General features: G+C 68.5%; 23 protein-coding genes. 14 read left to right on the top strand and 9 right to left on the bottom strand.

The genetic code is table 11. The features are described 5' to 3' along the window. Window positions 1-36: 36 nt before the first annotated feature. Window positions 37-723, bottom strand: coding sequence for an ArsR/SmtB family transcription factor (locus tag BLW05_RS11280; protein WP_093162584.1), 687 nt, complete (start codon window positions 721-723; stop codon window positions 37-39). 51 nt (window positions 724-774) lie between these two features. Between BLW05_RS11280 and BLW05_RS11275 the strand changes: the two genes are divergently transcribed. Further along, a complete protein-coding gene (locus BLW05_RS11275; protein WP_093162583.1) occupies window positions 775-1,926 on the top strand; it encodes a cytochrome P450 in 1,152 nt (383 codons plus the stop codon). Here the strand turns inward: BLW05_RS11275 and BLW05_RS11270 are convergent. Together BLW05_RS11270 and BLW05_RS11265 are read right to left on the bottom strand one after the other, a co-directional pair. Further along, window positions 1,898-2,881 carry a pyridoxamine 5'-phosphate oxidase family protein gene (locus BLW05_RS11270; protein ID WP_093162581.1) on the bottom strand — a complete coding sequence of 328 codons (984 nt, stop codon included), beginning with the start codon at window positions 2,879-2,881 and terminating at the stop codon, window positions 1,898-1,900. The genes BLW05_RS11275 and BLW05_RS11270 overlap by 29 nt on opposite strands. Then, on the bottom strand, window positions 2,878-3,522 hold the full coding sequence (locus BLW05_RS11265) for a glutathione S-transferase family protein (protein WP_093162580.1): 645 nt from the start codon (window positions 3,520-3,522) through the stop codon (window positions 2,878-2,880). Before BLW05_RS11265 ends, BLW05_RS11270 begins: the two co-directional genes overlap by 4 nt. 108 nt (window positions 3,523-3,630) lie before the next feature. On the opposite strand from BLW05_RS11265, the gene BLW05_RS11260 reads away from it, so the two are divergent. The 4 genes from BLW05_RS11260 to BLW05_RS11245 all read left to right on the top strand — a co-directional run bounded on the left by BLW05_RS11260 (window position 3,631) and on the right by BLW05_RS11245 (window position 8,136). Continuing rightward, window positions 3,631-4,521: a LysR family transcriptional regulator gene (locus BLW05_RS11260; RefSeq protein ID WP_093162578.1), complete on the top strand. Its 891-nt coding sequence runs from the start codon at window positions 3,631-3,633 to the stop codon at window positions 4,519-4,521. A gap of 5 nt (window positions 4,522-4,526) precedes the next feature. After that, window positions 4,527-5,471: an ATP-binding cassette domain-containing protein gene (locus BLW05_RS11255; protein ID WP_093162577.1), complete on the top strand. Its 945-nt coding sequence runs from the start codon at window positions 4,527-4,529 to the stop codon at window positions 5,469-5,471. Window positions 5,472-5,584: 113 nt separating this feature from the next. Next, entirely contained in the window at window positions 5,585-6,409 is an 825-nt protein-coding gene (locus tag BLW05_RS11250; protein WP_256330191.1) for an ABC transporter permease, read from the top strand. Between the two features lie 83 nt (window positions 6,410-6,492). Beyond that, window positions 6,493-8,136 carry a Vgb family protein gene (locus BLW05_RS11245; RefSeq protein ID WP_093162574.1) on the top strand — a complete coding sequence of 548 codons (1,644 nt, stop codon included), beginning with the start codon at window positions 6,493-6,495 and terminating at the stop codon, window positions 8,134-8,136. 12 nt (window positions 8,137-8,148) lie between these two features. Here the strand turns inward: BLW05_RS11245 and BLW05_RS11240 are convergent, their stop codons facing one another. Beyond that, window positions 8,149-9,057 carry a LysR family transcriptional regulator gene (locus tag BLW05_RS11240; protein ID WP_093162572.1) on the bottom strand — a complete coding sequence of 303 codons (909 nt, stop codon included), beginning with the start codon at window positions 9,055-9,057 and terminating at the stop codon, window positions 8,149-8,151. Window positions 9,058-9,154: 97 nt separating this feature from the next. Here BLW05_RS11240 and BLW05_RS11235 point away from each other — a divergent pair, with 97 nt between their 5' ends. Both BLW05_RS11235 and BLW05_RS11230 read left to right on the top strand, forming a co-directional pair. Beyond that, window positions 9,155-10,156 (top strand): NAD(P)H-binding protein, encoded by a 1,002-nt coding sequence (locus tag BLW05_RS11235; protein WP_093162571.1) that lies wholly within the window; start codon window positions 9,155-9,157, stop codon window positions 10,154-10,156. 73 nt (window positions 10,157-10,229) lie between these two features. Further along, entirely contained in the window at window positions 10,230-11,390 is a 1,161-nt protein-coding gene (locus BLW05_RS11230) for an acyl-CoA dehydrogenase family protein (protein WP_093162570.1), read from the top strand. Window positions 11,391-11,393: 3 nt separating this feature from the next. Here BLW05_RS11230 and BLW05_RS11225 read toward each other — a convergent pair whose 3' ends face one another. After that, window positions 11,394-12,629, bottom strand: a complete 1,236-nt coding sequence (locus BLW05_RS11225; protein WP_093162568.1) for a DEAD/DEAH box helicase — start codon at window positions 12,627-12,629, stop codon at window positions 11,394-11,396. 56 nt (window positions 12,630-12,685) lie between these two features. On the opposite strand from BLW05_RS11225, the gene BLW05_RS11220 reads away from it, so the two are divergent. The 6 genes from BLW05_RS11220 to BLW05_RS11195 all read left to right on the top strand — a co-directional run bounded on the left by BLW05_RS11220 (window position 12,686) and on the right by BLW05_RS11195 (window position 17,280). Continuing rightward, on the top strand, window positions 12,686-13,888 hold the full coding sequence (locus tag BLW05_RS11220) for a low temperature requirement protein A (protein ID WP_093162567.1): 1,203 nt from the start codon (window positions 12,686-12,688) through the stop codon (window positions 13,886-13,888). After that, the gene (locus BLW05_RS11215; RefSeq protein WP_088954635.1) at window positions 13,885-14,100 is read left to right on the top strand and encodes a DUF3820 family protein; all 216 of its coding nucleotides are present in this window, start codon (window positions 13,885-13,887) and stop codon (window positions 14,098-14,100) included. Before BLW05_RS11220 ends, BLW05_RS11215 begins: the two co-directional genes overlap by 4 nt. A gap of 131 nt (window positions 14,101-14,231) precedes the next feature. Continuing rightward, entirely contained in the window at window positions 14,232-14,720 is a 489-nt protein-coding gene (locus tag BLW05_RS11210) for a tripartite tricarboxylate transporter TctB family protein (RefSeq protein ID WP_093162565.1), read from the top strand. A gap of 11 nt (window positions 14,721-14,731) precedes the next feature. Beyond that, window positions 14,732-16,243, top strand: a complete 1,512-nt coding sequence (locus BLW05_RS11205; RefSeq protein ID WP_093162564.1) for a tripartite tricarboxylate transporter permease — start codon at window positions 14,732-14,734, stop codon at window positions 16,241-16,243. A gap of 209 nt (window positions 16,244-16,452) precedes the next feature. Beyond that, complete coding sequence (locus tag BLW05_RS11200) at window positions 16,453-16,794, top strand: hypothetical protein (protein ID WP_093162562.1); 342 nt, start codon at window positions 16,453-16,455, stop codon at window positions 16,792-16,794. Window positions 16,795-16,935: 141 nt separating this feature from the next. Further along, the gene (locus BLW05_RS11195; protein WP_093162561.1) at window positions 16,936-17,280 is read left to right on the top strand and encodes a hypothetical protein; all 345 of its coding nucleotides are present in this window, start codon (window positions 16,936-16,938) and stop codon (window positions 17,278-17,280) included. A gap of 80 nt (window positions 17,281-17,360) precedes the next feature. Here BLW05_RS11195 and BLW05_RS11190 read toward each other — a convergent pair whose 3' ends face one another. Then, window positions 17,361-20,681, bottom strand: a complete 3,321-nt coding sequence (locus BLW05_RS11190; protein ID WP_093162560.1) for an autotransporter outer membrane beta-barrel domain-containing protein — start codon at window positions 20,679-20,681, stop codon at window positions 17,361-17,363. Between the two features lie 141 nt (window positions 20,682-20,822). Between BLW05_RS11190 and BLW05_RS11185 the strand changes: the two genes are divergently transcribed. After that, window positions 20,823-22,250, top strand: coding sequence for an NAD(P)/FAD-dependent oxidoreductase (locus BLW05_RS11185; RefSeq protein ID WP_093162559.1), 1,428 nt, complete (start codon window positions 20,823-20,825; stop codon window positions 22,248-22,250). On the opposite strand, the gene BLW05_RS11180 is transcribed toward BLW05_RS11185, so the two are convergent. The 3 genes from BLW05_RS11180 to BLW05_RS11170 are packed head-to-tail and all read right to left on the bottom strand — an operon-like array spanning window position 22,247 to window position 26,216. Beyond that, window positions 22,247-23,368: an adenylate/guanylate cyclase domain-containing protein gene (locus BLW05_RS11180; RefSeq protein ID WP_093162558.1), complete on the bottom strand. Its 1,122-nt coding sequence runs from the start codon at window positions 23,366-23,368 to the stop codon at window positions 22,247-22,249. The two genes, BLW05_RS11185 and BLW05_RS11180, sit on opposite strands and share 4 nt — an antisense overlap. After that, window positions 23,365-23,742, bottom strand: coding sequence for a response regulator (locus BLW05_RS11175; protein ID WP_093162556.1), 378 nt, complete (start codon window positions 23,740-23,742; stop codon window positions 23,365-23,367). The genes BLW05_RS11180 and BLW05_RS11175 overlap by 4 nt, the downstream gene beginning before the upstream one ends. Then, complete coding sequence (locus BLW05_RS11170) at window positions 23,739-26,216, bottom strand: sensor histidine kinase (RefSeq protein ID WP_177142624.1); 2,478 nt, start codon at window positions 26,214-26,216, stop codon at window positions 23,739-23,741. The genes BLW05_RS11175 and BLW05_RS11170 overlap by 4 nt, the downstream gene beginning before the upstream one ends. Window positions 26,217-26,347 lie beyond the last annotated feature (131 nt).

The following is a 26,347-nucleotide window of genomic DNA, read 5'->3' as shown; positions in this document are numbered from 1 at the left end:
GCAAAGCCGGTTCCGCGGGGTTCCTGGCATTGCCAGTCAAACGCCGAAGAGTTCGGGAAGCTCTCGCTGCGCTTTGGCGGTGACCGCGAGGGCCCGGTCGTCGAGGTCCTGGCGGACCCAATCGCGGTGCAGCGCCGGCTGCAGCCATGCGGCACCCAGCGCGCCGCCGAGGTGCGGGCGCCTTTCGCTCCAGTCGAGGCAGGCGCAGGCGAAGCGGCGGCGGGAGGTGCGCAAGACGTCGATGTCGATGCCGAGGGTTTCGAGCGCAATGGCTCCTTCGGGCGTCAACGTGTAGTCGCCGTCGTCCGACGCGCCTTGCAGCCAGCCTTGTGCATGCAGGCGATCGTGCAAGGCAACGCCGGCGGCGCCGGCCATGTGGTCATAGCAGGTGCGCGCGCTGCGCAGGCGGCTCGGCGTGGTCGGCCGGAACTCGCCGCGCGGCGTGCCCGCGAGGACGAGCAGGCTTTCGAGCGCCTTCGCCACCTGGCCGCTCGCGAGGCGGAAGTAGCGGTGCTTGCCCTGGGCGACAGACTCGACGAGGCGCTGTGCCTTGAGGCGCGAAAGATGCGCGCTGGCGGTCGATGCCGCAACGTCGGCGACGGTGGCGAGCTCCGTGGCGGTGCGCGCGTGGCCATCCATCAGGCAGCACAGCATGCGGGCACGCGCCGGCTCGGCAATGGCCCCGGCCAGGCGCGCCAGATCAGTGTCGGCGTTTGCATCCATATTTCGATCGTAAGCGAAGTGTGTTCGCAAGAGAAAGTCCACACTCGCGCCATGACACCTACTTCGCCACCCAGCGACGCCATCGCGGCAGTCACGCATCCGAATCCCTATCCCTGGTACGCGGCCCTGCGAAGCGGGCCGGCACTGGTCCGCGACGAACGACTTCGGCTCTGGGTCGCAAGCCGTGCGGACGTGGTGCGCGACCTGCTGACGAACGATGCGCTGCGGGTGCGCCCTGTCGCCGAGCCCGTGCCGCCGGCCATCGCCGGAACGCCCGCCGGTGAAGTGTTCGGACAGTTGGTGCGGATGAACGAAGGCGACGCGCACGCGACGCACAAGCCTGTCCTGCAGCGCGCATTGGCCGGACTGGACCTCGTATCGGCGCACGAGGCCGCGCTGCGCATTGCGGCGCAGGTGCCCGACGCGCCGCTGCCCGACTTCTGCCTGTCGTATCCGGTAGGTGCCGTGGCGCACCTGCTGGGTTTCGCGGACGACGAGCTCCCGGCCCTGTCCAACTGGATGCGTGATTTCGTCGCGTGCCTCTCGCCGCTATCGACGCCCGCGCAACTGGACGCCGCGAGCAGCGCTGCCGCCGCGTTGATGGCTCGATTCGAGCGGCTCGCGAATGCGCGCGCTGCGCCGCACGGCAGCCTGCTCGCGGCCGTACAGGCAGAGGCATCGGCGCCTCGCTCGCGCACCCTGCGCGCCAATCTCGTCGGACTGCTGTTCCAGACCTGCGAGGCGACGGCCGGCCTTCTGGGCAACAGCCTCGCGGCCCTGGCGCGCGAGCCGGACCTCCGCCGCAAACTCGCCTCCCGGTGGGACCTGCTGCCCGCGCTGGTCGAAGAAGTCGCACGGCACGATCCCTCGGTGCAGAACACACGCCGCTTCGTCGCGCGGTCCACCATCGTCGATGGCACCGTGCTTGCACCTGGCGACGCGGTCTTGCTCGTACTCGCCGCGGCGAACCGCGATCCCGCTCTCAACCCGGCGCCAGCGACCTTCGAGCTGATGCGGACCCATCGACAGACGCTCGGCTTCGGCTACGGCCCGCATGCCTGTCCCGGTCAGGCGCTCGCCTTCACGATTGCGGCTGCGGGGCTGCAGGCTCTGCTGTCAAGCGGCCTCGGCACCGAATCGCTGCTCGCGCGCGGCTGGGACTACCAGCCGTCGGTCAATGCGCGGATCCCGCGCTTTCATTGACCTGCGCCACCCCGGCCCAACTGCCGGTGCCCGCGAGGAACGGCGACAGCACCGCGCGCCCCCAGCGCAGCGGCAGCGCGGCCGGGCGATGCAGCACTGAAACGACCTGCATGCGAAGCAGGCGCTCCGCCCCTTCGAACGCGGCCAGCTCACGTCCCTCCCACAGCACTTCCGCCTTCACCGCGACATGCAGAAGATCGCCGGTCTCGAAGTCGATGAAGAGGAGGCCCGCGCGCGGATTCATCGCGATGTTGCCGAGCGTGTTGAAAAAAGCATTGCCATTGAAATCCGGGGCAGTCAGCGTGCCGTCGCCGGTCACCCGCACGAAGCCCGGCCGGCCGCCGCGATGCGATACGTCGATGCCGTGAGATGCGTCACCATCGCCCACCGATGGATGCGCGGTCGCGATGAAGAAAGTGTCGGCGCTTCCGATGATGTGCCGCGCGGCCTTGTCGAGATGATCCATGCGGCGCGCTTCGAACGCAGAGCGACTCGCGTCGACGTACACGGGCTCGCGCGCCTGGATGTACCTCGGGCAGTTGCCGAAGCTCTGGCGTACCTCAACCGCGAAGCCTCGCGCGTCGGCCTCGGAGACGATGCCGTTCATGCGGTTGCGCCGGCGCGTATGCGGCTCGATGCCAAGCAATCCGATCGGCGCACCGACTACCAATGCACCGGAGAGCGGATCGTCCGGGGGCGCCAGGGCATCGATGCGCAGGTGGTGTGCATCCGGCGAATGCGCGAAGCCCGGGGGCGCCGCGAGCACGCTCGCCCACGGCCGACCTTCCCTGTCGAGGCTCCCTGCGATCATGAAGGGCAATTGCGCGAAGAAGGTCCGATGCTGGTCCGGCATGAAGTCGCGCATGATGCGCGGCCCGATCTCCGCGAGCTTTTCGGCAGCGCCCGCGCGAGCCTGCAGCGCACGTTCGCCCTCGTGCCAGGGGCCGGTGTTCATGCCGCCAGCCCGATGCGTGATGCGACCATCGGCACGAAGCCCGGCAGCGCTTCGATGCGCGCGAGCCATGCGCGCACGTGCGGATACGCCGCGAGCGACACGTTGCCTTCCGGCGCGTGCGCCACGTAGCTGTAGTTCGCGATATCGGCCAGCGTCGGCGACGCACCGGCCAGGAAGGGGCGCATGGCGAGTTCGTCGTTCATCACGCGCAGCAGGTCGTGCGATCGCGCAACGATCTCGGCCGGGTCCTTGCGCAGGCCGAACAGCACGATGACGCGCGCCGTTGCCGGCCCACTCGCGAGTTGCCCGGCGGCGACGGACAGCCAGCGCTGCACCTGCGCGGCACCGAGCGGATCCCGCGGATACCAGCGCCCCGGGTCGTCCGCATAGCGCTCGTTGAGGTAGACCATGATCGCGTTCGAATCGGCCACGGTCACCTCGCCATCCTCGATGACCGGCACCTGGCCGAAGGCATTGCGGTGCAGGAACTCCGGCGTGCGATGCGCGCCGGCGCGCATGTCGACCTCGACGACCTCGAACGGCAGATCGAGCAGCGAAAGGAAAAGCCGCACGCGATGCGCGTGGCCGGAAAGGGATGCGCTGTAGACCTTGATCGGCTGGGCGGGACGCTTTGCACTCATGTCATTTCTCCTGGCGGGCTGTGATGAAGGCCATTCTTGTTTGTTGCCCGTCAGGAAACAATGGTGTGAACTGCACTTGACTGCTCCGGTTTCCGGTTTAATCGCCCAATGGACCGACTCAAAGCCATGCAGACCTTCGTGCAGATCGCCGACCAGGGGAGCCTGACCAAGGCCGCCGATGTGCTGGACAGTTCGCTGCCAGCGGTGGTGCGCTCGCTCGCCGCACTCGAGGCGCATCTGGGCGTGCGGCTGTTTCACCGGACAACACGGCGCATCTCGCTGACGACCGAGGGCCGCAGCTACCTGCAGAGCGCTCGGGAGGTGCTCGCCGCGGCGGATGCCGCCGACCGCGCGCTCAGGCTCGATGCGGCCGAGCCCACCGGACGGCTCACCGTGACCGCGCCGGTGCTCTTCGGTCACATGTACGTGTCGCCGGCGATCGTTCGATTCCTGCAGCGCTACGACAAGATGCGCTGCAGCGTGCTCCTGCACGACCGTCCGGTGAACCTGCTCGAAGAAGGTGTGGATGTCGGCATTCGCATCAGCGCACTGGAGGATTCGTCCCTCGTGGCGCAGCAGCTCGGCAGCATCCGACGCGTGGTGGTCGCGAGCCCGGAGTACCTGCGCAGTCACGGCAGGCCGGGGCATCCGAGCGAGCTGATGCGCGCCAACTGCGTTCGCATCTATCCCACCACCGTCGGCCCCTGGCGCTTCCGCGACCGCGGACGCCCCTTGTCGGTGGCAGTGCAAGGCAACCTGGAGTTCAACCATATCGCGCCGGCGGTCGAATCGTGCGCGGCGGGCATGGGCTTCGGCAACTTCTTCTCCTACCAGGTGCTGCCGCTGGTGGCGCAGAAGCGCCTCGAGATCGTCCTCGAGGAATTCGAGCCGCCGCCGCGGCCGGTGAGCGTGATCTATCCGCACGCGAGGTTGCTTCCGGCGCGCACGCGCGTCTTCGTCGAATGGATGAAGCAGGAATTTGCCGGCATCCGCCTCTGAGTGTCATGCGCCACAATGGGTCGGTGCCGACACCTCTTCTTCAAGCCCATGGCCTCTATAAGCGCTACGGCGAGTCCGTGGTGGTCAACGACCTTTCGTTCGAGATCGCGCCCGGCGAATGCCTTGGCGTGATCGGTCCGAACGGCGCCGGCAAGACGACGACCATCCGCATGTGCCTCGGCCTCACAGCGCCGGACCACGGCACGATCGAGGCACTGGGCGGTCTTTCGATGCCGCGCGATGCGCGCGCGATCAAGGCGCAGCTCGGCGTGGTGAGCCAGTTCGACACGCTCGATCCCGACTTCACCTGCGCCGAGAACCTCATGGTCTATGCGCGCTACTTCGGCATGCGCCGCGCGCAGATCATGCCGCGCATCCCGCAGTTGCTGGAGTTCGCGGCGCTGTCGCACAAGGCCGATGCGAAGCCGGGGGAACTCTCCGGCGGCATGCGGCGGCGGCTGTCACTGGCGCGCGCGCTGGTGAACGATCCCAAGCTGCTGATGCTCGACGAGCCCACCACCGGGCTCGATCCGCAGGCGCGTCACCTGATGTGGGAGCGGCTCCAGGTGCTGCTTCAGCAGGGCAAGTCGATCCTGCTGACCACGCACTTCATGGACGAGGCCGAGCGGCTCTGCTCGCGGCTTCTGGTGCTCGACCATGGGCGCAAGATCGCCGAAGGCCGGCCGCGCGACCTGATCGCGCAGTATCTCGAACCGGATGTCGTCGAGCTCTACGGCAACGGCGCGCTGGAACTCGCGCACTCGCCGCTCAAGGACTACGCCGCGCGCGTGGAAGTGAGCGGGGAGACGGTGTTCTTCTACACGCAGGACGCCCGCGGCCTGATGGCGGCGCTGGGCGATCGCAGCGGGCTGCGCACCTTTCATCGGCCGGCGAACCTGGAAGACCTGTTCCTCAAACTCACCGGTCGTCAAATTCGTGAAGATGGGTAACACCCCCAGGCTGCGCGCACTTCGTGTCGCTTCGCCAACCCCCTTGCAGGGGGCAATGCCGGCGGCCCGGCAAAGCCGGTTCCGCGGCATTCCTCGAAAGGAGCATGAACGTCATGTCTGCAGTGCTTGATCAAATGCCGCCGGCGCGCTCCGTCTGGCGCCCGCCCGAACTCTCGATGCGCTGGTGGCCGGTGTTCCTGCGCAACCTGCTGGTGTGGCGCAAGCTCGCGATCCCGAGCCTGATCGGCAACATCGCCGAGCCGCTGATCTGGCTGGTGGCCTTCGGCTACGGCATGGGCGCGCTGGTGGGGCAGGTCGAGGTGGAGGGCACGCGCATCCCCTACATCCTGTTCCTCGCGAGCGGCTCGATCTGCATGAGCGCGATGAACGCGGCTTCGTTCGAGGCGCTCTATTCGGCCTTCTCGCGCATGCATGTGCAGAAGACCTGGGACGGCATCATGAACGCGCCGGTCGGCCTCGACGACGTGGTGCTGGCCGAGATGCTGTGGGCCGGCTTCAAGGCGATCTTCACGACCACGGCGATCCTCTTCGTGATGCTCGCACTGGGCATCAGCCACACGCCGAAGCTCATCATCGCGTGGTTCGTTCTCGTGGGCTGCGGCATCACCTTCTCGTGCATCGCGCTGATCTTCAATGCGCTTGCCAAGGGCTACGACTTCTTCACCTACTACTTCACGCTGTTCATGACGCCGATGATGTTCCTGTCGGGCGTGTTCTTTCCGCTGGAGCAGCTTCCGGCCGTGGTGCGCGCGGTGGCTGCGTGGCTGCCGCTGACGAACGCGGTGATGCTGGTGCGGCCGCTCTTCATGGACCAGTGGCCCGACGACTGGCTGCGGCATGCGGTGGTGCTGGTGGTCTACACGGTCGCGGCGTACTGGATCGCGCTCGGGCTCACGCGGCGTCGATTCAGGGCCTGATCGCGCGGTGTCCCGTGCGTGACTGCAGGGGCCGGAGCGGCTCCTAGACTGCGACGGCCAAGAAGCACAACAAAGGAGACAGCATGAAGCGGATCGTGGGTGGCGCCCTGGTGGCGTCGGCATTTTTCCTCGGCGCCTGCACCACGGTGCCGACCAAACCGCCCACGCGGCCCCCTGGATGGGCGGCGCCCGAGGCCATCGTCGCGCCCTCGTCCTTCAGCGGCGTGCACGGCCTCGCGGTCGACAGGCAGGGCCGGCTGCTCGCCGGCTCCGTGGTGGGCAACGCCATCTGGGAGGTCGACCGACAGACCGGCGCCGCGCGCGTGCTAATCCCGAGCGTCGAAGGCCAGGCCGACGACATCGCGGTCGGCCCCAAGGGCGAACTGGCGTGGACCAACTACCTGATGGGCATGCTGCGCATGCGCGACAGCGACAGCGCGCCGATGCGCGTGGTCGCGAAGGACCTTCCCGGCCTCAACTCGCTGGACTTCGACCGCCAGAGCGGCAAGCTCTATGCGTCGCAGGTGTTCCTCGGGGACGCGCTGTGGGAGATCGATCCCGCCGGCCAGAAGCCGCCGCGCCTCATCAAGAAGGACATGGGCGGCTTCAACGGCTTCGAGGTCGGGCCGGATGGCATGCTCTACGGGCCGCTGTGGTTCAAGGGGCAGGTGGTGAAGATCGACCCGGCGAACGGCGCGATGACCGTGATCGCGGATGGCTTCAAGATCCCGGCCGCGGCCAACCTCGACGGCAAGGGCAACCTGTGGGTGGTCGATGCGCGCAGCGGCGAGCTGGTGCGGGTCGAGCTCGCCACCGGCCGCAAGACGGTGGCCAAGCAACTCAAGCCTTCGCTGGACAACCTCGCGATCGCGCCCGAGGGCACGATCTATGTGTCGAACATGGCTGACAACTCCATCGAGGCCTTCGACCCCGACACCGGCGCGCTGCGCACCCTCACCAGCGGCAAGCTCGCGGTGCCGGCGGGCATGAAGATCGACGGCAACGATCTTTTCGTCGCCGACGTCTTCGGCTTCCGGCAGGTGGATGCGACCACCGGCGCGGTGCGCGACATCTTCCGCATGCAGCGCGATCCGGATCTCGAGTATCCGTTCGCGGTCGGTCTTTCTGCCACGCACTTCGCGCTGGTCTCGTGGTTCACCGGCACGGTGCAACTGGTCGACCGCAAGAGCCTGAAGACCACTGCCGTGATCCACGGCCTGAAGGCGCCCTACGACGCTATCCCGATGCCCGACGGCAGCGTGATCTACGCCGAGATCGCGACGGGCAGCATCACGCGCGCGAGCGGTCCGAAGTTCGAGCAGAAGGAAGTCATCGCGAGCGGACTCGGCGGCCCGGTGCAGATGACGCTCGGCAAGGACGGTGCGCTCTACGTCACCGAAGCCGCCGGCAAGCTCACGCGCATTCCGCTCGATGCCAGCGCGCCGCTGCGCGCGGTGGCCGAGGGGCTGGCCTTGCCCGAGGGCGTGGCACAGACGCCGTGGGGCAGCTTCATCGTTGCGGAAAGCGCGGCGCGGCGGCTGGTGGAGATCGACCCCGCCACCGGCACGCGGCGCACCGTCGCCGAAGGGCTGCCCATCGGCCTCGAAGGCGGCCCCGGCATGCCGCCGCCCTACGTGCCCACGGGCGTGGCGGTGGGCAGCGACGGCACGGTCTACGTGACCGCGGACCGCAACAACGCGCTCTATCGCATCCGGCCGCAGCGCTAAGCGCCCTCCGCTTCACGCGCCCGGCGCCGCCTTGCCGTAGTACGCGGACAGGGCGGTCACCAGATGCGCGAAGGTCACGCGCACGCGCCCCATGCGCCGCAGGTCCTCGTGCATGCTGACCCAGGTGTCGAGCCCATGGCTGAACGCGCGCGGCAGCACCGGCACCAGCTTCGGGTCACGCGCGGCCAGCGCCTTCTGGCACACGCCGATGCCGAGCCCGGCGCGGATCGCACCGAGCTGCGCGATCTGGTTGTCAGTGCGGCAGCTGAACATCGAACGCTTGAGGTCGATGCCCAGGTCGCGAAACCAGCGCAGCACGCCGGTCTCGCGATCCGGCCCGATCAACGCGAAGCGCGCGAGATCGTCGAGGCTCTTCGGCGTGCCGTGCCTCTTCAGGTAGTCCGCCCGCGCGAAGAAGCCGAGCTCGACCGTGCCCACGCGCGTGGCGACGAGGGCCGCCTGCGTGGGCTGCGCCATGCGTATGGCGATGTCGGCCTCATGCCGCAGCAGGTCCTCGTTGCGGTTGGTCAGGCTCAGCTCGAACGCGAGGCCCGGGTGCTTGCGTTGAAGATCTGCCAGCACCGAAGGCAGCACCTCCGCGCCGACGACCTCGCTGGCGGTGATGCGCACGGTGCCCGATGCAGCACCGGTATCGGCCGATGCCGCGCGCGCGAACGCATCGGCCGCGGCGGCCATGGCCTCGGCATGCGCGCCGAGGTCGCGTGCCGCGTCGGTCGGCGTGAGGCCGGAGGGCGAGCGCGTGAACAGCGCAACGCCGATGGAGCGCTCCAGCGCATCGAGACGACGCCGCACCGTGGGCTGCGCCACGCCCATTGCACGCGCGGCGGCGGAAAGACTGCCCTCGCGCAAGACGGCTAGAAAGGCGCGCTGGCTTTCCCAGTCCAGGGGATTCAGGTTCATACATTTCATACTAGCCGACTGCACAGTTCAGACAATTGTGTTTATCCATGCCTGCCCGAAGAATCGCTTCATCACGCAACACGAAAAGGAAGCAGTCATGGAAAGAGGTACGGCACTGGTGCTCGGTGCAACGGGCGGCATCGGCGGGGAAACCGCGTCAGCCTTGCTGCGGCGGGGCTGGAGAGTGCGGGCGCTGGCCCGCGACCCGGCGCGGGCGGCAGCGCAATGGCCCGCAGGCACGCTGCGCCCGGAGTGGGTTGTCGGCGACGCGATGGACGCCGACAGCGTGATCGCTGCCGCGCGCGGGGCCACGTTGATCGTCCATGCGGTCAACCCGCCCGGCTATCGCGACTGGGAGACCCTCGTGCTGCCGATGCTCGAAAGCACCCTGCGCGCGGCCGAAGCGACCGGCGCGCGGATCGTGCTGCCGGGCAACGTCTACAACTACGGGCCCGACGCCTTCCCCGACATCGACGAAGGCGCACCGCAAAACCCCGTCACGCGCAAGGGGGCGATCCGCGTGCAGATGGAGCAGCGCCTGCGCGAAGCCGCCGAGCGCGGTGTGCGGACACTGGTGGTGCGCGCCGGTGACTTCTTCGGGCCGCGGGCGGCCAACAACTGGTTTTCCCAGGCGCTCGTGAAACCGGGCAAGCCGGTGTCGACGATCGCCGATCCGGCCCGACCCGGGGTCGGCCACCAATGGGCCTATCTGCCGGACGTGGCCGAAACCATCGCGCAGCTCGTCGAGCGCGAAAGTGCGCTCGCCGTCTTCGACACCTTTCACATGGAGGGCCACTGGGACGCCGACGGTACCCGCATGCAGGCTGCCATCCGGCACGCCAGCGGCCGGCCCGACCTGCCGGTGAGACGCTTTCCATGGTGGCTCGCGGCGCTGGCCTCGCCCTTCGTGCCGACGTTCCGGGAACTGCGCGAGATGCGGTATCTGTGGCAGAAGCCGGTTCGCATGCGCAACGCGCGGCTGGTCGCGCTGCTGGGCGCCGAGCCGCACACGCCCTTCGACACGGCGGTCGGCGCCACGCTCGAAGGGCTGGGCTGCCTGCGGGCACCCCGCGCCGATGGCGAGCGGCAGGCGGCGTAACAGGCTGTAGCCACTTCCCGCAAGCGCGCCGGACCGGGCGCGCCCTACAGTCTCCGCATCGACCGGAGACAGCATGCAGTACACCCACGAACACCTCGAAATCCAGAAGACGCTGCGGCGCTTCATCGATGAGGAGATCAATCCGCATGTCGACGACTGGGAGGCGGCCGAGCAGTTTCCGGCGCACCCGCTCTTCCGCAAGCTGGCCGCGCTCGGGTTGCTGGGGCTGAACAAGCCCGAGGCCTATGGCGGCTCGGGCCTCGACTACTCCTACGCGATGGCGATGGCCGAGGCGCTCGGCCATGTGAGCTGCGGCGGCATCCCGATGGCGATCGGCGTACAGACCGACATGTGCACACCGGCGCTCGCCCGCTTCGGCAGCGATGCGCTGCGGCGCGAGTTCCTGGCGCCCGCGATCGCCGGCGAGACGGTGGGCTGCATCGGCGTGAGCGAACCGGGCGCCGGCAGCGACGTCGCGGGCCTGAAGAGCCATGCGCGCAAAGATGGCGGCGACTACCTCATCACCGGCCAAAAGATGTGGATCACCAACAGCCTGCAGGCCGACTGGATGTGCATGCTGGTCAACACGAGCGACGGCCCGGCGCACCGCAACAAGTCGCTGGTGATGGTGCCCATGAACACACCCGGGATCACCAAGGCAAAGAAGATCCGCAAGATCGGCATGCATTCGAGCGACACCGGCCTGATCTACTTCGACGAGGTGCGGGTGCCGCAGCGCTACCGCATCGGCGAGGAGGGCCAGGGCTTCATCTACCAGATGCAGCAGTTCCAGGAAGAGCGCCTGTGGTGCGCCGCGAGTTCCCTGCTGCCGATGGACGAGTGCATTGCCGAGACCATCGAATGGGCGCAGCAGCGCAAGCTCTTCGGCGGCACGCTGGCGGACCAGCAGTGGGTGCAGTTCAAGCTCGCCGAACTCAAGACCGAGATCGAGGCGCTGCGCGCCCTCACCTACCGGGCCTGCGAGCTCTATGTGCAAGGCCAGGACGTGACCGAGCTGGCGTCAATGGCCAAGCTCAAGACCGGCCGCCTCACCCGCGAGGTGGCGGACACCTGCCTGCAGTTCTGGGGCGGCATGGGCTTCACCTGGGAGAACCGCGTCTCGCGCCTGTACCGCGATGGGCGGCTCGGTTCGATCGGCGGCGGCGCGGACGAGGTGATGCTGGGCATCCTCGCGAAGACGATGGGGATCGCGAAACGGCCGGCGAGGGACTAAGGCTCAACGGGACGCGGCAGCAGCGGCGCGCAGCTTGTCCTTCTTGCTCGGACGCTTGCCCTTGATGCCGCCAGTGCCTGCGCCGGCGGGCGGCGCGGCTTCCGCCGGCTCGAATCCCGCCACGCGTTCACGCGGCACCGTGAGGCCCTGTCGCTTCTCGATGAGCCTGAAATGCGCCTCGGTGGCGGCGCTGACGAAGCTCACGGCCAGGCCGCTCTGGCCGGCGCGGCCGGTGCGGCCGATGCGGTGCACGTAGTCAACGGCCGAACGCGGCAGGTCGTAGTTCACCACTACTGGGAGCTGGGCAACGTCGATCCCGCGCGCCGCGAGATCGGTGGCGATCACCGCCTTCACCCGCGAAGCCTTGAAGTCGGCGAGCACCTGCGTCCGCTTTCCCTGGCTCAGCAGGCCGTGGAAGGCTTCGGCTTCGACGCCCGCCCTGCGCAACTTGTCGGCCACGATCTCGGCGGCATGCTTGGTCGCGACGAAGACAAGCACGCGCGGCCAGCCGCTGTTCTCGATGAGCTGCCGCAGGAGCTGCGTGCGCCTGGCCGCATCGACCTCGATCGCGCGCTGGAGGATCGCGGGCTCGGCAGTTTTTTCCTCCGTGCTCTCCACGCGCACCGGGTCATGGAGCTGCGCGTCGACCAACGACTGGATCGTCTGCGGAAAGGTGGCCGAGAACAGCAGGCTCTGCCGCCGCGCCGGCAACAGCGCCAGGATGCGCCCCAGTTCGTCAGCGAAGCCGAGGTCGAACAGCCGGTCGGCCTCGTCGAGCACGAGCATCGACACCGCCGACAGCCGGAGCGCGCGACGGTCGATCAGGTCGAGCAACCGGCCCGGCGTGGCGATCATGACGTCGGCGCCTCCGCGCAGGGACATCATCTGCGGATTGATCGACACGCCGCCGAACGCGACCGCGATCCGGGGCCGCGCGGGCAGATGCTGGGCCAGGCCGCGCATCGTCTCGCCCACCTGCGCCGCAAGTTCCCGCGTGGGCACCAGCACCAGTGCGCGCAGCACCCGCGGTGCCTGCGGCGGCTGCTGCGCGAGCTGCTGGAGCAACGGCAGCGCAAATGCCGCGGTCTTGCCGGAACCGGTGCGCGCCGCACCCAGCAGGTCGCGGCCCTGCAGGATCGGTGGAATGGCCTCGCGCTGGATGGCGGTGGGCGCGGCATAGCCCCTGTCGGCGGCGGCGCGCAGCAGGGCGGGGTCGAGCCCCAGGGTTTCGAAAGACATGGTGGATTGGAACAGAGCCTTGGGCGCAGATGAATGGGGCCGGAGAGAATCCAGCCATGCACGGCTCCGCCAACCCCGACACCCATCCCGCGCTGCGTCGCCGCGACGGCGGCGAAGCCAGGGTCACCTACGAGGAGCTGTTCTTCGACCTCGTGTACGTCTTCGCGGTCACGCAGCTCTCGCACTACCTGCTCGGCCACCTCACGCCGCTGGGTGCGCTCGAAACGGGGCTGCTCTGGTTCGCCGTGTGGCTCGGCTGGCAGTACACCGCCTGGGTGACCAACTGGTTCGATCCGCGCTCGGCGCCGGTGCGCCTGCTCCTGTTCGGCGTGATGCTGGTGGGCCTCGTGATGTCGGCGGCGATCCCGGGCGCTTTTGCGGAACGCGGTGCGACGTTCGCGGCGGCCTTCGTCACGATCCAGGTCGGGCGCTCGATCGTGGTCTACCTGATGCTGCGCGACCGGCATGTGCTGGCGGCCAACTTCCGGCGCATCCTGGGCTGGAACTGCATCGCGGCGGTGTTCTGGATCGCGGGCGCCTTCGCGGCCGGGCCGGCGCGGATCGGCTGCTGGGCGGTGGCGGTCGCCTGCGAGTACCTCTCGCCGATGTTCGGCTTCCGCCTGCCGGGACTGGGGCGCTCGAAGACGTCGGACTGGACCATCGAAGGCGGCCATCTCGCCGAGCGCTGCCAGCTCTTCGTGATCATCGCGCTGGGCGAGTCGATCCTGCTGACCGGCGACACCTTCGCGAAGACCGAAGCGCTGGGCACGCTGTCGACGGCCGCCTTTCTCTGCGCCTTCGTCGGCAGCCTGGCGATGTGGTGGCTGTACTTCGACACCAGCAGCGCGGACGGCAGCCACGTGATCGAGCATTCCGACGACCCGGGCCGCATCGGCGCCTGGTTCCACTACGTGCATGTGCTGCTGGTGGGCGGCATCATCGTCACGGCGGTGGGCAACGAGCTTGTCATCGCGCATCCGCATGGCCACATGGACCGTGCCGAACTGATCGTGATGGTCGGTGCGCCGGTGGCTTACCTGCTCGGCAACGGCCTCTACAAGCGCATCGTGTACGGGCGCTTCCCGGTGTCGCACATCGCGGGGCTGCTTGCCTCGGCGGCGCTGATCGCGATCGCACCGAAGCTCGATCTGCTGACGATGAATGTGCTGACCTCCATCGTCATCATCGCCGTCGCCGCCTTCGACTCCCGCACCAGCCGCGCAAGGCGGAAGGCGCAGCAGCCAGCCACCGCACCATGAAGCCCGAAGACCTCGAAAAGCTCGTCACCCTCGAGATGCCCTTCGGCAAGTACAAGGGCCGCGTGATCGCCGACCTGCCGGGCAACTACCTCAACTGGTTCGCGCGCGAGGGCTTCCCCAAGGGGGAGATTGGCCGGCTCCTGGCGCTGATGCAGGAAATCGACCACAACGGCCTCAAGGGCTTGCTCGCGCCGCTGCGCCGAAAGGGCTGAGGCCGCGCAGGTCCGCGTGCGGCCCCTGCGGGCGGTACGTGGAAGTCCGTACGGGGCAAGTCAGCCCAAAGTCAGGTACGCAGGATGACTCTGATCGCGTTCATAACAACGAGGGTCGAGAGACAAGAGACATGCGTATCAAGAGCCAAGCGGACTTCTATTCAGGCGTGATGTTCATGGCCGCGGGCGGTGCCTTCGCCGTCGGCGCCACCGCCTACAACATCGGCGACGGCGCCCGCATGGGGCCCGGCTACTTTCCACTCATGCTGGGCATCCTTCTGGCGATCCTGGGGGCGGCGGTGCTGTTCCAGTCGATGGTGGTCGAGACGGCCGACGGAGACCCCATCGGCAAGTGGGCGTGGAAGCCGCTGTTCTTCGTGCTCGCGGCCAATCTCGCCTTCGGCGTGCTGCTGGGCGGTCTTCCGAGCATCGGCGTGCCGGCGATGGGGATGATCCTCGCGATCTACGCGCTCACCATCATCTCGAGCCTCGCAGGAGAGCACTTCAACCTGAAGGACGTGCTCATCCTCGCGACCATCCTGGCTGCCGGCAGCTACGTCGCCTTCATCTGGGCGCTGAAGCTGCAGATCCAGGTCTGGCCCACCTTCATCTCGGGCTGAGGAGGGGCACCATGGAACTGATTCACAACCTCGCGACCGGCTTCGGCGTCGCGTTCACGCTCACCAATCTTCTCTACTGCCTGGTTGGCTGCATCCTGGGCACGCTGATCGGCGTGCTGCCGGGCATCGGCCCGGTCGCGACGATCGCGATGCTGCTGCCGGCGACCTATGCGCTGCCACCGGTGTCGGCGCTGATCATGCTGGCCGGCATCTACTACGGCGCGCAGTACGGCGGCTCCACCACCGCGATCCTGGTCAACCTGCCGGGCGAATCGTCCTCGGTGGTGACCTGTATCGACGGCTACCAGATGGCGCGCCAGGGCCGTGCAGGCCCGGCGCTCGCGGCGGCCGGTCTCGGCTCGTTCTTCGCGGGTTGCGTCGGCACGCTGATCCTGGCCGCCTTCGCGCCGCCGCTGACCGAGCTGGCCTTCAAGTTCGGCCCGGCCGAGTACTTCTCGCTGATGGTGCTGGGCCTGATCGGCGCGGTGGTGCTCGCTTCGGGCTCGCTGCTCAAGGCGGTCGCGATGATCGTGCTGGGCCTGCTGCTCGGCATCGTCGGCACCGACGTGAACTCGGGCGTCGCGCGCTTCAGCTTCGACGTGCCGGAACTCACCGACGGGATCGGCTTCGTGGTGATCGCCATGGGCGTGTTCGGCTATGGCGAAATCATCGGCAACCTCTCGCAGCCGGACGAGGAGCGCGAGGTCTTCACTTCCGAGGTGAAGGGCCTGTGGCCGACGCGCGAGGACTTCAAGAACATGGCGCCGGCCGTGCTGCGCGGCACCGCGCTCGGCTCGGCGCTCGGCATCCTGCCGGGCGGCGGCGCGCTGCTGGCTTCGTTCGCCGCCTATGCGCTCGAGAAGAAGATCCGCATGCGGCCGGGCGAGATCGCCTTCGGCAAGGGCAACATCCGCGGCGTCGCGTCGCCGGAGTCGGCCAACAACGCCGGCGCGCAGACCTCCTTCATCCCGCTGCTGACGCTGGGCATCCCGCCCAACGCGGTGATGGCGCTGATGGTGGGCGCGATGACCATCCACAACATCCAGCCCGGCCCGCAGGTGATGACCAGCAACCCCGAGCTCTTCTGGGGTCTGATCGCCTCGATGTGGATCGGCAACGCGATGCTGATCATCCTGAACCTGCCGCTGATCGGCATGTGGATCAAGCTCTTGACGGTGCCCTACAAATTCCTGTTCCCGGCCATCGTGCTGTTCTGTGCGATCGGGGTGTACTCGACCAACAACAACACCTTCGACGTCTGGATGGTGGCGGCCTTTGGCTTCATCGGCTACCTGTTCATCAAGCTGCGCGCCGAGCCCGCGCCGCTGCTGCTGGGCTTCATCCTCGGTCCGATGATGGAAGAGAACCTGCGACGCGCGCTGCTGCTCTCGCGCGGCAGCTGGGCCGTGTTCGTCACACGGCCACTGTCGGCCGGCCTGCTTCTGGCTGCGTGCCTGCTGCTGGGGATCGTGCTGCTGCCTGCTGTGAAGTCGAAGCGTGAAGAAGCCTTCGTCGAGGATTGACCCACCCCCAGGCTCGCGCAGATGGGTATGCGAAATCCTTCGTTCGGGCCATGGGGGCCTTCGCCAACAATGGCGGCTCGCCTTCGAGGGCGAGTGTCTCCTGGTCGCGGATGCGACGCAGTTTCAACGGGTCCTTCGGGACCCGTTTTTTTCTTGCGGGCCCTACACTGCGCGACGACCGTGACTCTTGTTCTGACTGGAGGCTGCGCATGAACCGCTGGTTGATCCAAGGCGCCGTGATCTGCGCCCTTTCGATGTCGGTGTCAGGGTGCTACTACCCGCCGGTCGCGTATCCCGCGCCGGTCCCCGCGAGCTTCGACCGCTCCTTCAGCGCGGCGTCGAATGCGATGCGCGAACAGGGCCTCGCGATCCGCACGGAGGACCGGGCCAGCGGCACCATCGTCGGCACGCAAGGCAACGCGAGCGTGACGGCCAGCGTGCGCCAGCAGGCCGACGGCAGCGTCCGGGTGCAGTTCGATGCCAACGGTCCGCGCGACCCGGCGCTGATCGATCGCATCTCGCGCAGCTACGACCGCTACATGGGGCGGTAGGGACCCGGCGAGGGCGTTTGTTTCGAGAACGCGAACGATCCGTTCGCGGGTTTACCCTTGGTTACAGCTGCGAGGGCCGCGAGAATTCGCGGCGGGTGCAAACGCACCAGTCAACGACACCTCAACCCTCACCGACCGACCATGAAGAAGAACATCCTCGCCCTCGCCGCACTCGGCCTGATCGCTGCAGCCGCCCAAGCCGAAACCTACGACGGCGTGCACCAGTTCGTTTCCTCCAAGAGCGCTGACGCTGTTCGCTCGGAAGCCGTTGCCACGGCGAGCGCACCCGACCAGAACGTGGTGCCCGGCTCGCGCGGCGCGCTGCCGTTCAAGGCCGTGGCCGACAGCGCCAAGGTCCGCGCCGATGCAGTGGCCGCCGCCTACGCTTCGGACACGAACGTGGTGCCCGGCTCGCGCGTCAACAGCAAGGTGATCTCCACCTTCAAGAACCCGGGGCTGAACAACGACTCCGTGGCCGCCAAGTAATCGGCCGCAGGCAAGCAGCAAAAAAGCCGGATGGGCCATGCGCCCATCCGGCTTTTTTCTTGGCGGCGCCTGCCGCGCGTCTACCAGTTGACGCGCAAGCCGACCGAGCCCTGCACGCCGCTCTTGAGCCGCTGCTCGCCGCCGGAATCGAAGAGCTGGCCCACTTCGCCGTACACGCTGGTCGCGGCGCTGAGCTGCAGCGTCGCGCCCACGGCCACTTCGGTGGTGGTGTAGCCGGTGCGCGAGCTGATGTCGGTGAAGGCGGCCGGGCCGATGAAGCGCACCACGTCCGTACCGCTGCCGGCGTGATAGATGTTCACGCGCGCATACGGCTGCAGCATGCCCGCCGCGGTCGCGATCTCGCCCTTGACGCGCACGCCGGCGCGCAGGAGCCAGCCGTTCTCGCTGTCGTTCTGCACCAGCGCGCCGGAGATCACCATGTCGTCCAGGCTCTGTTGCCGGTGCGCGACCTGCAACTGCGGCTCGATGGTCCACCCCGGCGCGAGCGCGAAGGCCTGCCCCACTTCAAGCGAGGCGAGGAAGCCGCTGCCCTTGCCGTCCACCGAAAGCGCCGACACCGGATTGACCGTGTACCGATGACGCGAACCCTGCAGGACCGCGTCGGCGTAGAAGCCCCCTTCGGTCATGTACGTGCCATAGACGCCCAGGTACTGGCTGCGCAGGTCGTTGTAGCCCACGGCCAGGTTGCTGATGCCGCGCGCGAAGCCGGTCACGTCGACGTTGCCGTCGAGCTGGCCGGCGTAGACGCCCGCGCGCCAGCGGCCGTCGGCCCAGAGGTCGATGCCGGCCTGGAAGCCGTTGAGCCGGCCCTCGCTCGAAGGACTCACGGTGCCCTCCTGGCGGATGTCCATGTCGGTGCTGATGACGCGGCCCCAGGCGCGGCGCTGGCCTGCGGCCGGCGGCGTCGCGCTGCCAGCGACCGCGTCGGTGTCGCCGATGCGCTGGTGCATGTTGCCGAGCATCGCGGTGTCGGCCTGGCGCAACTGGGCCGGCAACGCGGCGAAGAGCGGCACCTCCGCGCGGTACATGGGCACCACGACCACGGCCGGCGTGGGCGCCGACGCCGCCTGTGCGGTCGAGGTGCTCGGCGCGGTGGCCGTCTGCGGATCGGCGGGCGGAACCACGGTGATCGTGTTGCTCAGATAGGCCGCGGTGCCGGTCGTGTCCAGCCGGTACTGGAAGGCTCCGGCCGCCACCGGCGCGGCGAGCGCGAATGCGCCGGGCTGGATGCTGCCGCCGTTGGCCGTGCTGACGATCTCGATGCCGTTGCCCGTGGTCTGGCCGCCGAGGCCACCCAGGTTCGTCACGACCACACCGGTGGTGCCGCTGGCGATGGCCGTCGCGCCGCGCAGCACCAGCCGGTCGGTGGCGCTGCCGTCGGTGCCGAGCGCGGTGCCCACGCGCAGCGTGCCGCCGTTGCCGACCCACGGGCCGGTGACAGTCAGCGTGGTGCCCGGCGCCGAACCGACCAGCGACACCGTGCCCGCGTTGGCGACGGACTGCACGGTCTGGCTGAAGCCCGCCAGGTCGAGCGTCGCGCCGGCGGCGACGGTATAGGCCGAAACCGCGCTGAAGGTATTGGCCGCACCCGCGCGCAGCGTGCCCGCCGCCACGTTCGTCGCGCCGGTGTAGTTGTTGGCGGCGGTGAGCGTCAGCGTGCCGGTGCCTGCCTTGGTGAGGAAGCCGGCGCCGGTGATCGCGCCGGCCGCCGTCGCGTTGAACGCGCCGGTGTCGATGACCGGGTCCTGCGTGCCGGTCAGGCGGATCGCATTCCCGATCGTGAGGCCGTCGGCCGCGAAGCCGAGCGTGGTGCCGTCGTCCATCGCGAGCTCGCCGGTGCCGAGCGCGGTGTTGCTGCCGACGTTCAGGCGACCCTGCGTGAGCGCGGTGCCACCAGCGTAGGTGTTGTTGCCGCTGAGCGTGAGCGCCCCGGAGCCGGTCTTCGTCAGCCCGGCTCCGCCGGAGATCTGCCCCGACCAGGTCATGTCGTTGCCGTTGGTGTCGAAGGTGCCGGCGCCGCCGAGGACCAGCGCATTGCTTGCGCTCTGGTTGGCGCTGCCCGCGCGGATCGTCGCGGTCGCGGCGCCGTCGATCGCCACCGCGCCGACCAGCGAGCCGCCGCCGAGCGTCAGCGAATTGGTGCCGCCGGTGAACTGCACCGCCGCAGCGCGCGTGACGCCATCGCCGCCCAGGCCGCCCGAGATCGTGCCCCCGGTGAGATTGGTGATGTCGACGTTGGCGCCCAGGATGCCCACACCGCCGGCACCGTTGGCACCGTTCGGGCCGCTGTTGCTGCTGACACCGCCCCTGCCGCCGTTGCCGCCGGTGATGAGTCCGGCGTTGGTCACGGTCAACCCCGCGCCTTGCGACCACAGGCCGACGCCGCCATCGCCGCCCCCGCCCGGCGCGCCGGTGCCATCGGCCCGTTCTCCGCCGCCGGCACCGCCCGCGCCACCCGCGCCGCCCGAGATCACGCCCGAGGCGCCGTTGCTCACGGTCCCGCGATTCCCGGCGAAGACCACGCCGAACCCGCCTTCACCACCGCCACCGCCCGTGGCGTTGCTGTGCGCACCGACCGCGAACTCCGAACCACCGGCTCCGCCCGCCCCGCCGACGATCGCCCCTGTGACGGAAAGCGGAGCTGCCGCGCTGCCGACGCTCATGAACAACCCGCCGCCGCCGCTGCCACCGCCCCCCGCCTGCGACCAGGTGTCGCCGCCCTTGCCGCCCGCACCGCCGGTCAGCGATCCGGTCACCGACCAGGCAAACGAGGGTGAGAAGACCGTGGCGCCATAACCTCCGGCGCCCCCACCGCCTGCAGCCCAATCGCCATCGCCGCCGTTGCCCCCATTACCGCCCGCGATCGCCCCAAACACGCTGATGATGCCGGTCGGCAGCTGATAGCCGACGGAACCCGCACCGCCACCGCCGCCATAGCCATTGGAGACGGCCTGGCTCTCGCCCGCCGTACCGCTTTGACCGATGCCGGTGTTCGGGTACACACCCGCTGCACCGCCCGCGCCCGCAATCGCGCCGGAAAAACCGCCGATGTCCGCGCTGGCGCCCGCCGTGGAGGTCGATTCGTTGGCCGATCCGCCCGCACCGCCATGGGCCCCGCTGCTGAGTTCGTTCAGGGCGCCCGAACCACCTTGCCCGCTGCTTCCCCCGCTTCCCGCGTAGTAGGTCTGGTTGCTTCCGCTGGCCACGCCACCCGCGCCGCCCGCAGCCAGCGCTGGACCGCCCCACAGCCCGATGACGGCGACCGCTGTGGCACAGGCGCTGCCCACGCTGCGCGTGCGTGCGTGGCCGCACGCGGTTTCGGGCGCGGCGACCCAAGTGGAAAGCGAAGGATTCCAGAGCGTACGGAAGGTTTTGTTCATGGCGGCGAAGGTAGCAATTCGTTCTAAAACGGTAGCAAATGTAATTCATTTGTATCAACCAATGCCATGAGTTTGTTCACGCTTGGGCGCGGCGCAGTGCTACCGATACTCCTTCGTCCCCTTGCTCGACAGGAGCGCCCCATGGCAGCACTCGAGACCGACTACCTCGTGATCGGCACCGGCGGCAGCGCCATGGCGTTTGTCGACACGCTGCTCACCGAGGATCCCGGGGCGCAGATCGTGATGGTCGACCGCCACCACCGCCCCGGCGGCCAGTGGAACGACGCCTATTCCTTCGTGCGCCTGCATCAACCCGCCGCGTGGTACGGCGTCGCGTCGTACGAACTGAGCGACTGGCACCGCGAGACCACCGGCTTCAACGCCGGCATGTGGAGTCTGGCCTCGGGCCCGGAAGTGCTCGCGCATTTCGAGCACGTGATGAAGCACCGCTTTCTTTCCAGCGGGCGCGTGCAGTGGCTTCCGAAATGCGAGTGGCTGGGCGCGGAAGATGGCGTGCATCGCGTCCGATCCCTCATGACCGGCGAGGCGCACGCGGTGAAGGTGCGCCGCAAGCTGGTGAACGCGACGCACGCGCGCATCGAAGTGCCCTCCACCCATCCGCCGAAGTACGCGTTGACGCCGGGCGTGACCTGCATCCCGCTGAACGGACTGCCCGGCGTCACGCGCGCCTGGGCGAACTACACGGTCGTCGGCGCGGGCAAGACCGGCATGGACGCCTGCATCTGGCTGGTGGAGAACGGCGTGCCGCACGAGCGCATCCGCTGGGTCGTGCCGCGCGACCCATGGATGATGGACCGCGCCAACCTGCAGCCCGGCCCGGACGGCTGGCGGAACAATTTCGCGTTCTCGCTGGCGCAGTTCGATGCGCTGTGCGAGGCGACCGATCTCCCGGACCTGTTCCGGCGCCTGGAGGAAAGCGGCGCACTGATGCGCATCGACCCTGCAGTGGCGCCCACGGCCTACCGCTGCGCGGTGGTCTCGCGCGGCGAACTCGGGCAGCTTCGGCGCATCGGCGAGGCCGGCGGCATCGTGCGGCTCGGCCGGGTGCGAAGCATCTCGCCTTCACGCATGGTGCTCGAACACGGCGAACTCGCGTCGGACCCCGACACGCTCTACATCGACTGCTCGGCCTCGGCGATCCAGCCGGTGCCGGACGTGCCCATCTTCGCGCCGGACACCATCAACCTGCTGATGGTGCGCTTCTGCCAGCCGCTGATGAGCGCGAGCGTGATCGCGTGGGTCGAGGCGCACGTCGCAGACGCGGCGGAGCAGAGTGCGCTCTGCAAGGCCGTTCGGGGGCCGGAGCGGCCAGCCGATTTCGTCTGCATGTGGGTGGAAACGCTCGCCAACGCCGCCCGGTGGCGACAGCATCCGGAACTCATGGCCTGGCTGTCGAAATGCCGCCTCAACGCGCAGGCCGTGATCCTCCGGGGCGTGGAATTCACGCCCGAAGTGAAAGACAAGCTCGCCACCATCGCCGCCCGGGCGGCGCAGGCCACGGCGCGCGCGCCCGAGTTGCTCGCGATGGCGGCGAAGGGCGCAGGCTAAACCGCCGGCACCACGCGCCAGGCCGGCACCTTGCGCTGGAAGCCCTTGAGCTCCAGCTCGCCAGCCACCTCGAGACGCCATTCGCCGGCCGGCACGAGGTCCTGCAAGGCGCCCTGCACGCGCTGCGAGATCAGGATCTCGCCGCCCGCCGCTTCCCCGCACAGGCGCGCCGCGAGATTGGTGACGGTGCCGATCGCGCCGTAGTCGATGCGCCCGTCGAAGCCGATGCCGCCGAGCGTCGCGAAGCCCTGCGCGATGCCGACACCCATGTGCAGGTCGTAGCCCCGGCGGCTCCACTGGTTGCACAGCGCGACCATCTCGCGCTGCATGCGCACCGCCATGCGCAAGGCGCGCATCGGCGCATCGGGCACGGGCTGCGGGTCGTTGAAGAAGATCATCATCCCGTCGCCCGAGAAGCGCTCCAGCGTGCCCTCGTGCTCGATCACGAGCCGGCCCATCGCCGCGTGGTACTGCGCGAGCACCGCCATCACCTCCTCGGGATCGGCTGTCTCCGTGAAGGCGGTGAAGCCGCGCAGGTCGAGAAACACCACGGTGATCTCGCGACGGTGGCTCTTGAGCGGATCGTCCGCGCCGCCCGCGAGGATCGCTTCCGCGAGTTGCGGCGAGAAGAAGCGCTTGAGCTGGCCCACCCGCTCGAGCTGCTGCACGTTCTCGGCCACGCGCTGTTCGAGCGTGTTGTTCCAGGTCTGCAGCTCGGCGCGCTGGCGCTGCACTTCGTCGTAGAGCGTCTTCACCCGCAGCAGCGAGCGCACGCGGGCCATCAGCTCGGCCTGGTGGATTGGCTTGCTCAGGAAGTCGTCGGCCCCGGCGTTGAGTCCGTTGACGCGCTCGCGCTCCGGGTCGAGCGCGGTGACGAGCACCACCGGCAGCACCGCGAAGTGGGGATCGGCACGGATCGCGCGGCACACGTCGTAGCCGTTCATGCCCGGCATCATCACGTCGAGCAGCACGAGGTCCGGCGGATCGGCCGCGATGCTCGCCATCGCCTGCTCGCCCGAGGTCGCGGTGGTCGTGCGGTAGCCGCGCGCGGTGAGGATGTCGGTCAACAGCTTGACGTTGCTGGGTACGTCGTCCACCACGAGGATGTGCGCGTTCATGACTGTCGGCCTTCCATCAGCAAGCGCTCCACCACCGCAAGGAACGGCTTGAGCGAAATCGGTTTGGCCAGATAGGCATCGAAGCCGGAGCTGGCGATCACGCGCTGGTCGTCGGGCATCACCGACGCCGACACGGCGATGACGGGCACCGCATCGAGGGAGCGCTCCTCGCGCAGCCGCTGCAGCACCGCGATGCCGTCCATGCCCGCGAGCTGGATGTCCATGAGGATGAGATCGGGCGGGCTCTCGATCGCCAATCGCACGCCTTCCACGCCGTCGGTGGCTTCGCGTGTCTCGTGGCCCTGGTGCCGGAGGATGTCGCGCACCAGCTTCATGTTCTTGTCGTTGTCTTCGACGATGAGGATTCTGCTCATGCAACGGCCTCCTCGTGCTTCAGCGGCAGCAGCAGCGTGAAGGTGGCGCCCTCGCCGAGCCGGCTGTCGACGGTGAGCGTGCCGCCGTGCAGCTCTGCGAAGCGGCGCGCGAGCGACAGGCCGAGCCCGGTGCCTTCGGCCTTGCGCAGGTAGTCGCCGCCGACCTGCTTGAACTCGTCGAAGATCAGCGCATGGTCTTTCGGTGCGATGCCCAGTCCGGTGTCCGCCACGCACACCTCGGCCGCCGGCTGGCCGCCGGATTCGATGCGCCGCGCCGTCACCCGCACCTGCCCGCCCGATGGCGTGAACTTCACCGCGTTGGAGAGCAGGTTCACCATGATCTGCTTGACCTTGCGCGCATCGGCGACCCACGCCTGGAGCCCTTCGCCGACCTCCAGCGACAGCGCGATGCCATTGCGCTGCGCGCGCTCGCGCACCAGCGTGAGCGCGTTTTCGAGCAGGAGGCCGAGGTCGAAGCTGCTCAGGTCGAGCTCCATGCGGCCGGCCTCGATCTTCGACAGGTCGAGCACGTCGTTGATGAGCGTCAGCAGGTGCTGGCCCGACGAGTGGATGTCGCGCAGGTATTCCATCTGCTTGTCGTTGACCTCGCCGAACATGCGCTCCACCAGCACTTCGGAGAAACCGATGATCGCGTTGAGTGGCGTGCGCAGTTCGTGCGACATGTTCGCAAGAAACTCCGACTTGTGCTGGTTGGCGACTTCGATCTGGTGGCTCTTGTCCTCGATCTCCTGGAAGAGCCGCGCGTTCTGGATCGCGATCACCGCCTGGTCGGCGAAGGTCTCGACCAGCCGGATCTCGCCGGCGGAGAACGGCTGCACGTCCTTGCGGATGACCGCGAGGACGCCAACCGATGCGCCCTCGCGGATCATCGGCACGCCCAGCACGGTGCGGAAGCCGTGGCGCGACTGCGGCTCGCGCGAGTCGGGGTATTCGGTGTCGAGCTGGCTCACCACGTCCTCGGCGTGCACCGTGCGGTGATCGACGAAGGCGCGGCCGACCACCGATCCGCGCGTGAGCGGAAGCACCTCGTCGCGCCCTGAAACCACATCGCCACTGGACCCGAGATAACCCGTCACCGATCGCAGATGGTCATCCTCAGGCAGCCAGATCCGGCATCCGTAGGCCTTGCAGAGCGTGGCCGAACGCTCTGCCACGGCCAGGAGCACCGGCCGCAGGTCGGTCGGCGAGCGGCTGATGACGCGCAGGATCTCGGCCGTGGCGGTCTGGTGTTCGAGCGCCGCGCTCAATTCGGCGGTGCGGCGCTCGACCTTGCGTTCCAGACCGCCGTAGTACTCGCGCAGCTTGGCCGACATGCGGTTGAACTGCTCCGCCAGCCCTTCGAGCTCGTCCCCGGTGTTGACCACGATCTGCTGGTTGAGATCGCCCTGCCCGATGAGCCGGGCGCCACGCGCGAGCGTGCGGATCGGCCGCACCATGCTACGCGCGAGCACCGACGCCGCCACCGCGGAGATCAGCAGGCCGGCGAGCAGCAGCACCGCGGCACGCAGGATCGAGGCATTGAGCTTGGCATACACCTCGCCGATCGGCTGCTCGACGAACACCTTCCAGCCCAGCGGCTTGATGGGCGCCATCGAGGTCAGCACCGCCCTGCCCTGCAGGTCGCGCGACACCATCGCATCGCCCTCCAGCGCGCCGGCATCGGCGTCCGCTGCCTGCACGTGCGGCAGCGCGGCGAAACTGGTCTTGCGCAGAACGAGGCCGATGTCAGGGTCGGCGATGAGCAAGCCGTTGCTGTCGAGCACGTAGGCCTTGCCCTTCTCCCCGATCTGGATGCGCGACACCACGTCCCAGATGAACTTGAGGTTGAGCTCGGCCACCGTCACCGGCCCCTTCTCGCCGCCGGCGCGGACCGCGACCGTCATGTAGGGCTCGGTGTCGCGGTTGAAGTACACCGGACCGAACCATGCTGCATCCGGCACTGCATTGAGGAACGCGGCATCGTGCGAGCGATCCCTGCCCGAACCCATCACGTCCATGCCAAGCCGTGACACCGCAATCTGCTCCCGGCCGTCGCGGCCGATCTGCGCGATGTCGGTCACCTCCGGCGCCTGGCGCAGCAAGCGCCAGAACTCGGTGCGGCGCGACTCCAGGTCCGACGCATCGAGCTGCGCGAGCGATGCATAGGCAAGCTGCTGGGTCATGTGCTGCACGTACTGCTCGATCCGCGAAGCGGCGCCGAGCGCCTTCTCGTGCTGCAGGCTGGCGAGCGCGGCCTTGTTCTCCTGGTAGGAGAAATAGAGGCTGATCGCGCTCGATGCCAGCAGAACCATGGTGACCAGCGAAAGGATCAGCAGGAAGTACTTGCGAAACAGCCGCCCGCGATGCACCTCCCGCGTGGCCTGCGAGAAGACCGTGAAGCGACGGCCGTTGCCGTTGGCCGTCGGCGCAGGCTCGCCCGAAAGCGAGGAAGGAGACGAGTCCGGGGGCGTCATGGCCCTGCCATTGGACATCGCCGCCCGCGCCCTGGGAAGACCGCGCCGGTACACCGATTGGCCGAGGCATGACCGCCCGGGCAGCGCGGAAGTGGCACAGGCAAAGCGGCCGAAGCGGCGCAAAATCCGGA

The sequence above is a fragment of the Variovorax sp. YR216 genome, assembly GCF_900107745.1.
GTDB lineage: Bacteria > Pseudomonadota > Gammaproteobacteria > Burkholderiales > Burkholderiaceae_C > Variovorax.
Note: the sequence above shows the minus strand (reverse complement) of the source record. Positions and strands in the feature narration are given on the sequence as shown.

Bases quoted from the DNA above. Each gene is read 5' to 3' on its own strand.
- BLW05_RS11280 (WP_093162584.1), bottom strand. From the start codon at position 723: ATGGATGCAAACGCCGACACTGATCTGGCGCGCCTGGCCGGGGCCATT.
- BLW05_RS11275 (WP_093162583.1), top strand. From the start codon at position 775: ATGACACCTACTTCGCCACCCAGCGACGCCATCGCGGCAGTCACGCAT.
- BLW05_RS11270 (WP_093162581.1), bottom strand. From the start codon at position 2,881: ATGAACACCGGCCCCTGGCACGAGGGCGAACGTGCGCTGCAGGCTCGC.
- BLW05_RS11265 (WP_093162580.1), bottom strand. From the start codon at position 3,522: ATGAGTGCAAAGCGTCCCGCCCAGCCGATCAAGGTCTACAGCGCATCC.
- BLW05_RS11260 (WP_093162578.1), top strand. From the start codon at position 3,631: ATGGACCGACTCAAAGCCATGCAGACCTTCGTGCAGATCGCCGACCAG.
- BLW05_RS11255 (WP_093162577.1), top strand. From the start codon at position 4,527: ATGCGCCACAATGGGTCGGTGCCGACACCTCTTCTTCAAGCCCATGGC.
- BLW05_RS11250 (WP_256330191.1), top strand. From the start codon at position 5,585: ATGTCTGCAGTGCTTGATCAAATGCCGCCGGCGCGCTCCGTCTGGCGC.
- BLW05_RS11245 (WP_093162574.1), top strand. From the start codon at position 6,493: ATGAAGCGGATCGTGGGTGGCGCCCTGGTGGCGTCGGCATTTTTCCTC.
- BLW05_RS11240 (WP_093162572.1), bottom strand. From the start codon at position 9,057: ATGAACCTGAATCCCCTGGACTGGGAAAGCCAGCGCGCCTTTCTAGCC.
- BLW05_RS11235 (WP_093162571.1), top strand. From the start codon at position 9,155: ATGGAAAGAGGTACGGCACTGGTGCTCGGTGCAACGGGCGGCATCGGC.
- BLW05_RS11230 (WP_093162570.1), top strand. From the start codon at position 10,230: ATGCAGTACACCCACGAACACCTCGAAATCCAGAAGACGCTGCGGCGC.
- BLW05_RS11225 (WP_093162568.1), bottom strand. From the start codon at position 12,629: ATGTCTTTCGAAACCCTGGGGCTCGACCCCGCCCTGCTGCGCGCCGCC.
- BLW05_RS11220 (WP_093162567.1), top strand. From the start codon at position 12,686: ATGCACGGCTCCGCCAACCCCGACACCCATCCCGCGCTGCGTCGCCGC.
- BLW05_RS11215 (WP_088954635.1), top strand. From the start codon at position 13,885: ATGAAGCCCGAAGACCTCGAAAAGCTCGTCACCCTCGAGATGCCCTTC.
- BLW05_RS11210 (WP_093162565.1), top strand. From the start codon at position 14,232: ATGCGTATCAAGAGCCAAGCGGACTTCTATTCAGGCGTGATGTTCATG.
- BLW05_RS11205 (WP_093162564.1), top strand. From the start codon at position 14,732: ATGGAACTGATTCACAACCTCGCGACCGGCTTCGGCGTCGCGTTCACG.
- BLW05_RS11200 (WP_093162562.1), top strand. From the start codon at position 16,453: ATGAACCGCTGGTTGATCCAAGGCGCCGTGATCTGCGCCCTTTCGATG.
- BLW05_RS11195 (WP_093162561.1), top strand. From the start codon at position 16,936: ATGAAGAAGAACATCCTCGCCCTCGCCGCACTCGGCCTGATCGCTGCA.
- BLW05_RS11190 (WP_093162560.1), bottom strand. From the start codon at position 20,681: ATGAACAAAACCTTCCGTACGCTCTGGAATCCTTCGCTTTCCACTTGG.
- BLW05_RS11185 (WP_093162559.1), top strand. From the start codon at position 20,823: ATGGCAGCACTCGAGACCGACTACCTCGTGATCGGCACCGGCGGCAGC.
- BLW05_RS11180 (WP_093162558.1), bottom strand. From the start codon at position 23,368: ATGAACGCGCACATCCTCGTGGTGGACGACGTACCCAGCAACGTCAAG.
- BLW05_RS11175 (WP_093162556.1), bottom strand. From the start codon at position 23,742: ATGAGCAGAATCCTCATCGTCGAAGACAACGACAAGAACATGAAGCTG.
- BLW05_RS11170 (WP_177142624.1), bottom strand. From the start codon at position 26,216: ATGACGCCCCCGGACTCGTCTCCTTCCTCGCTTTCGGGCGAGCCTGCG.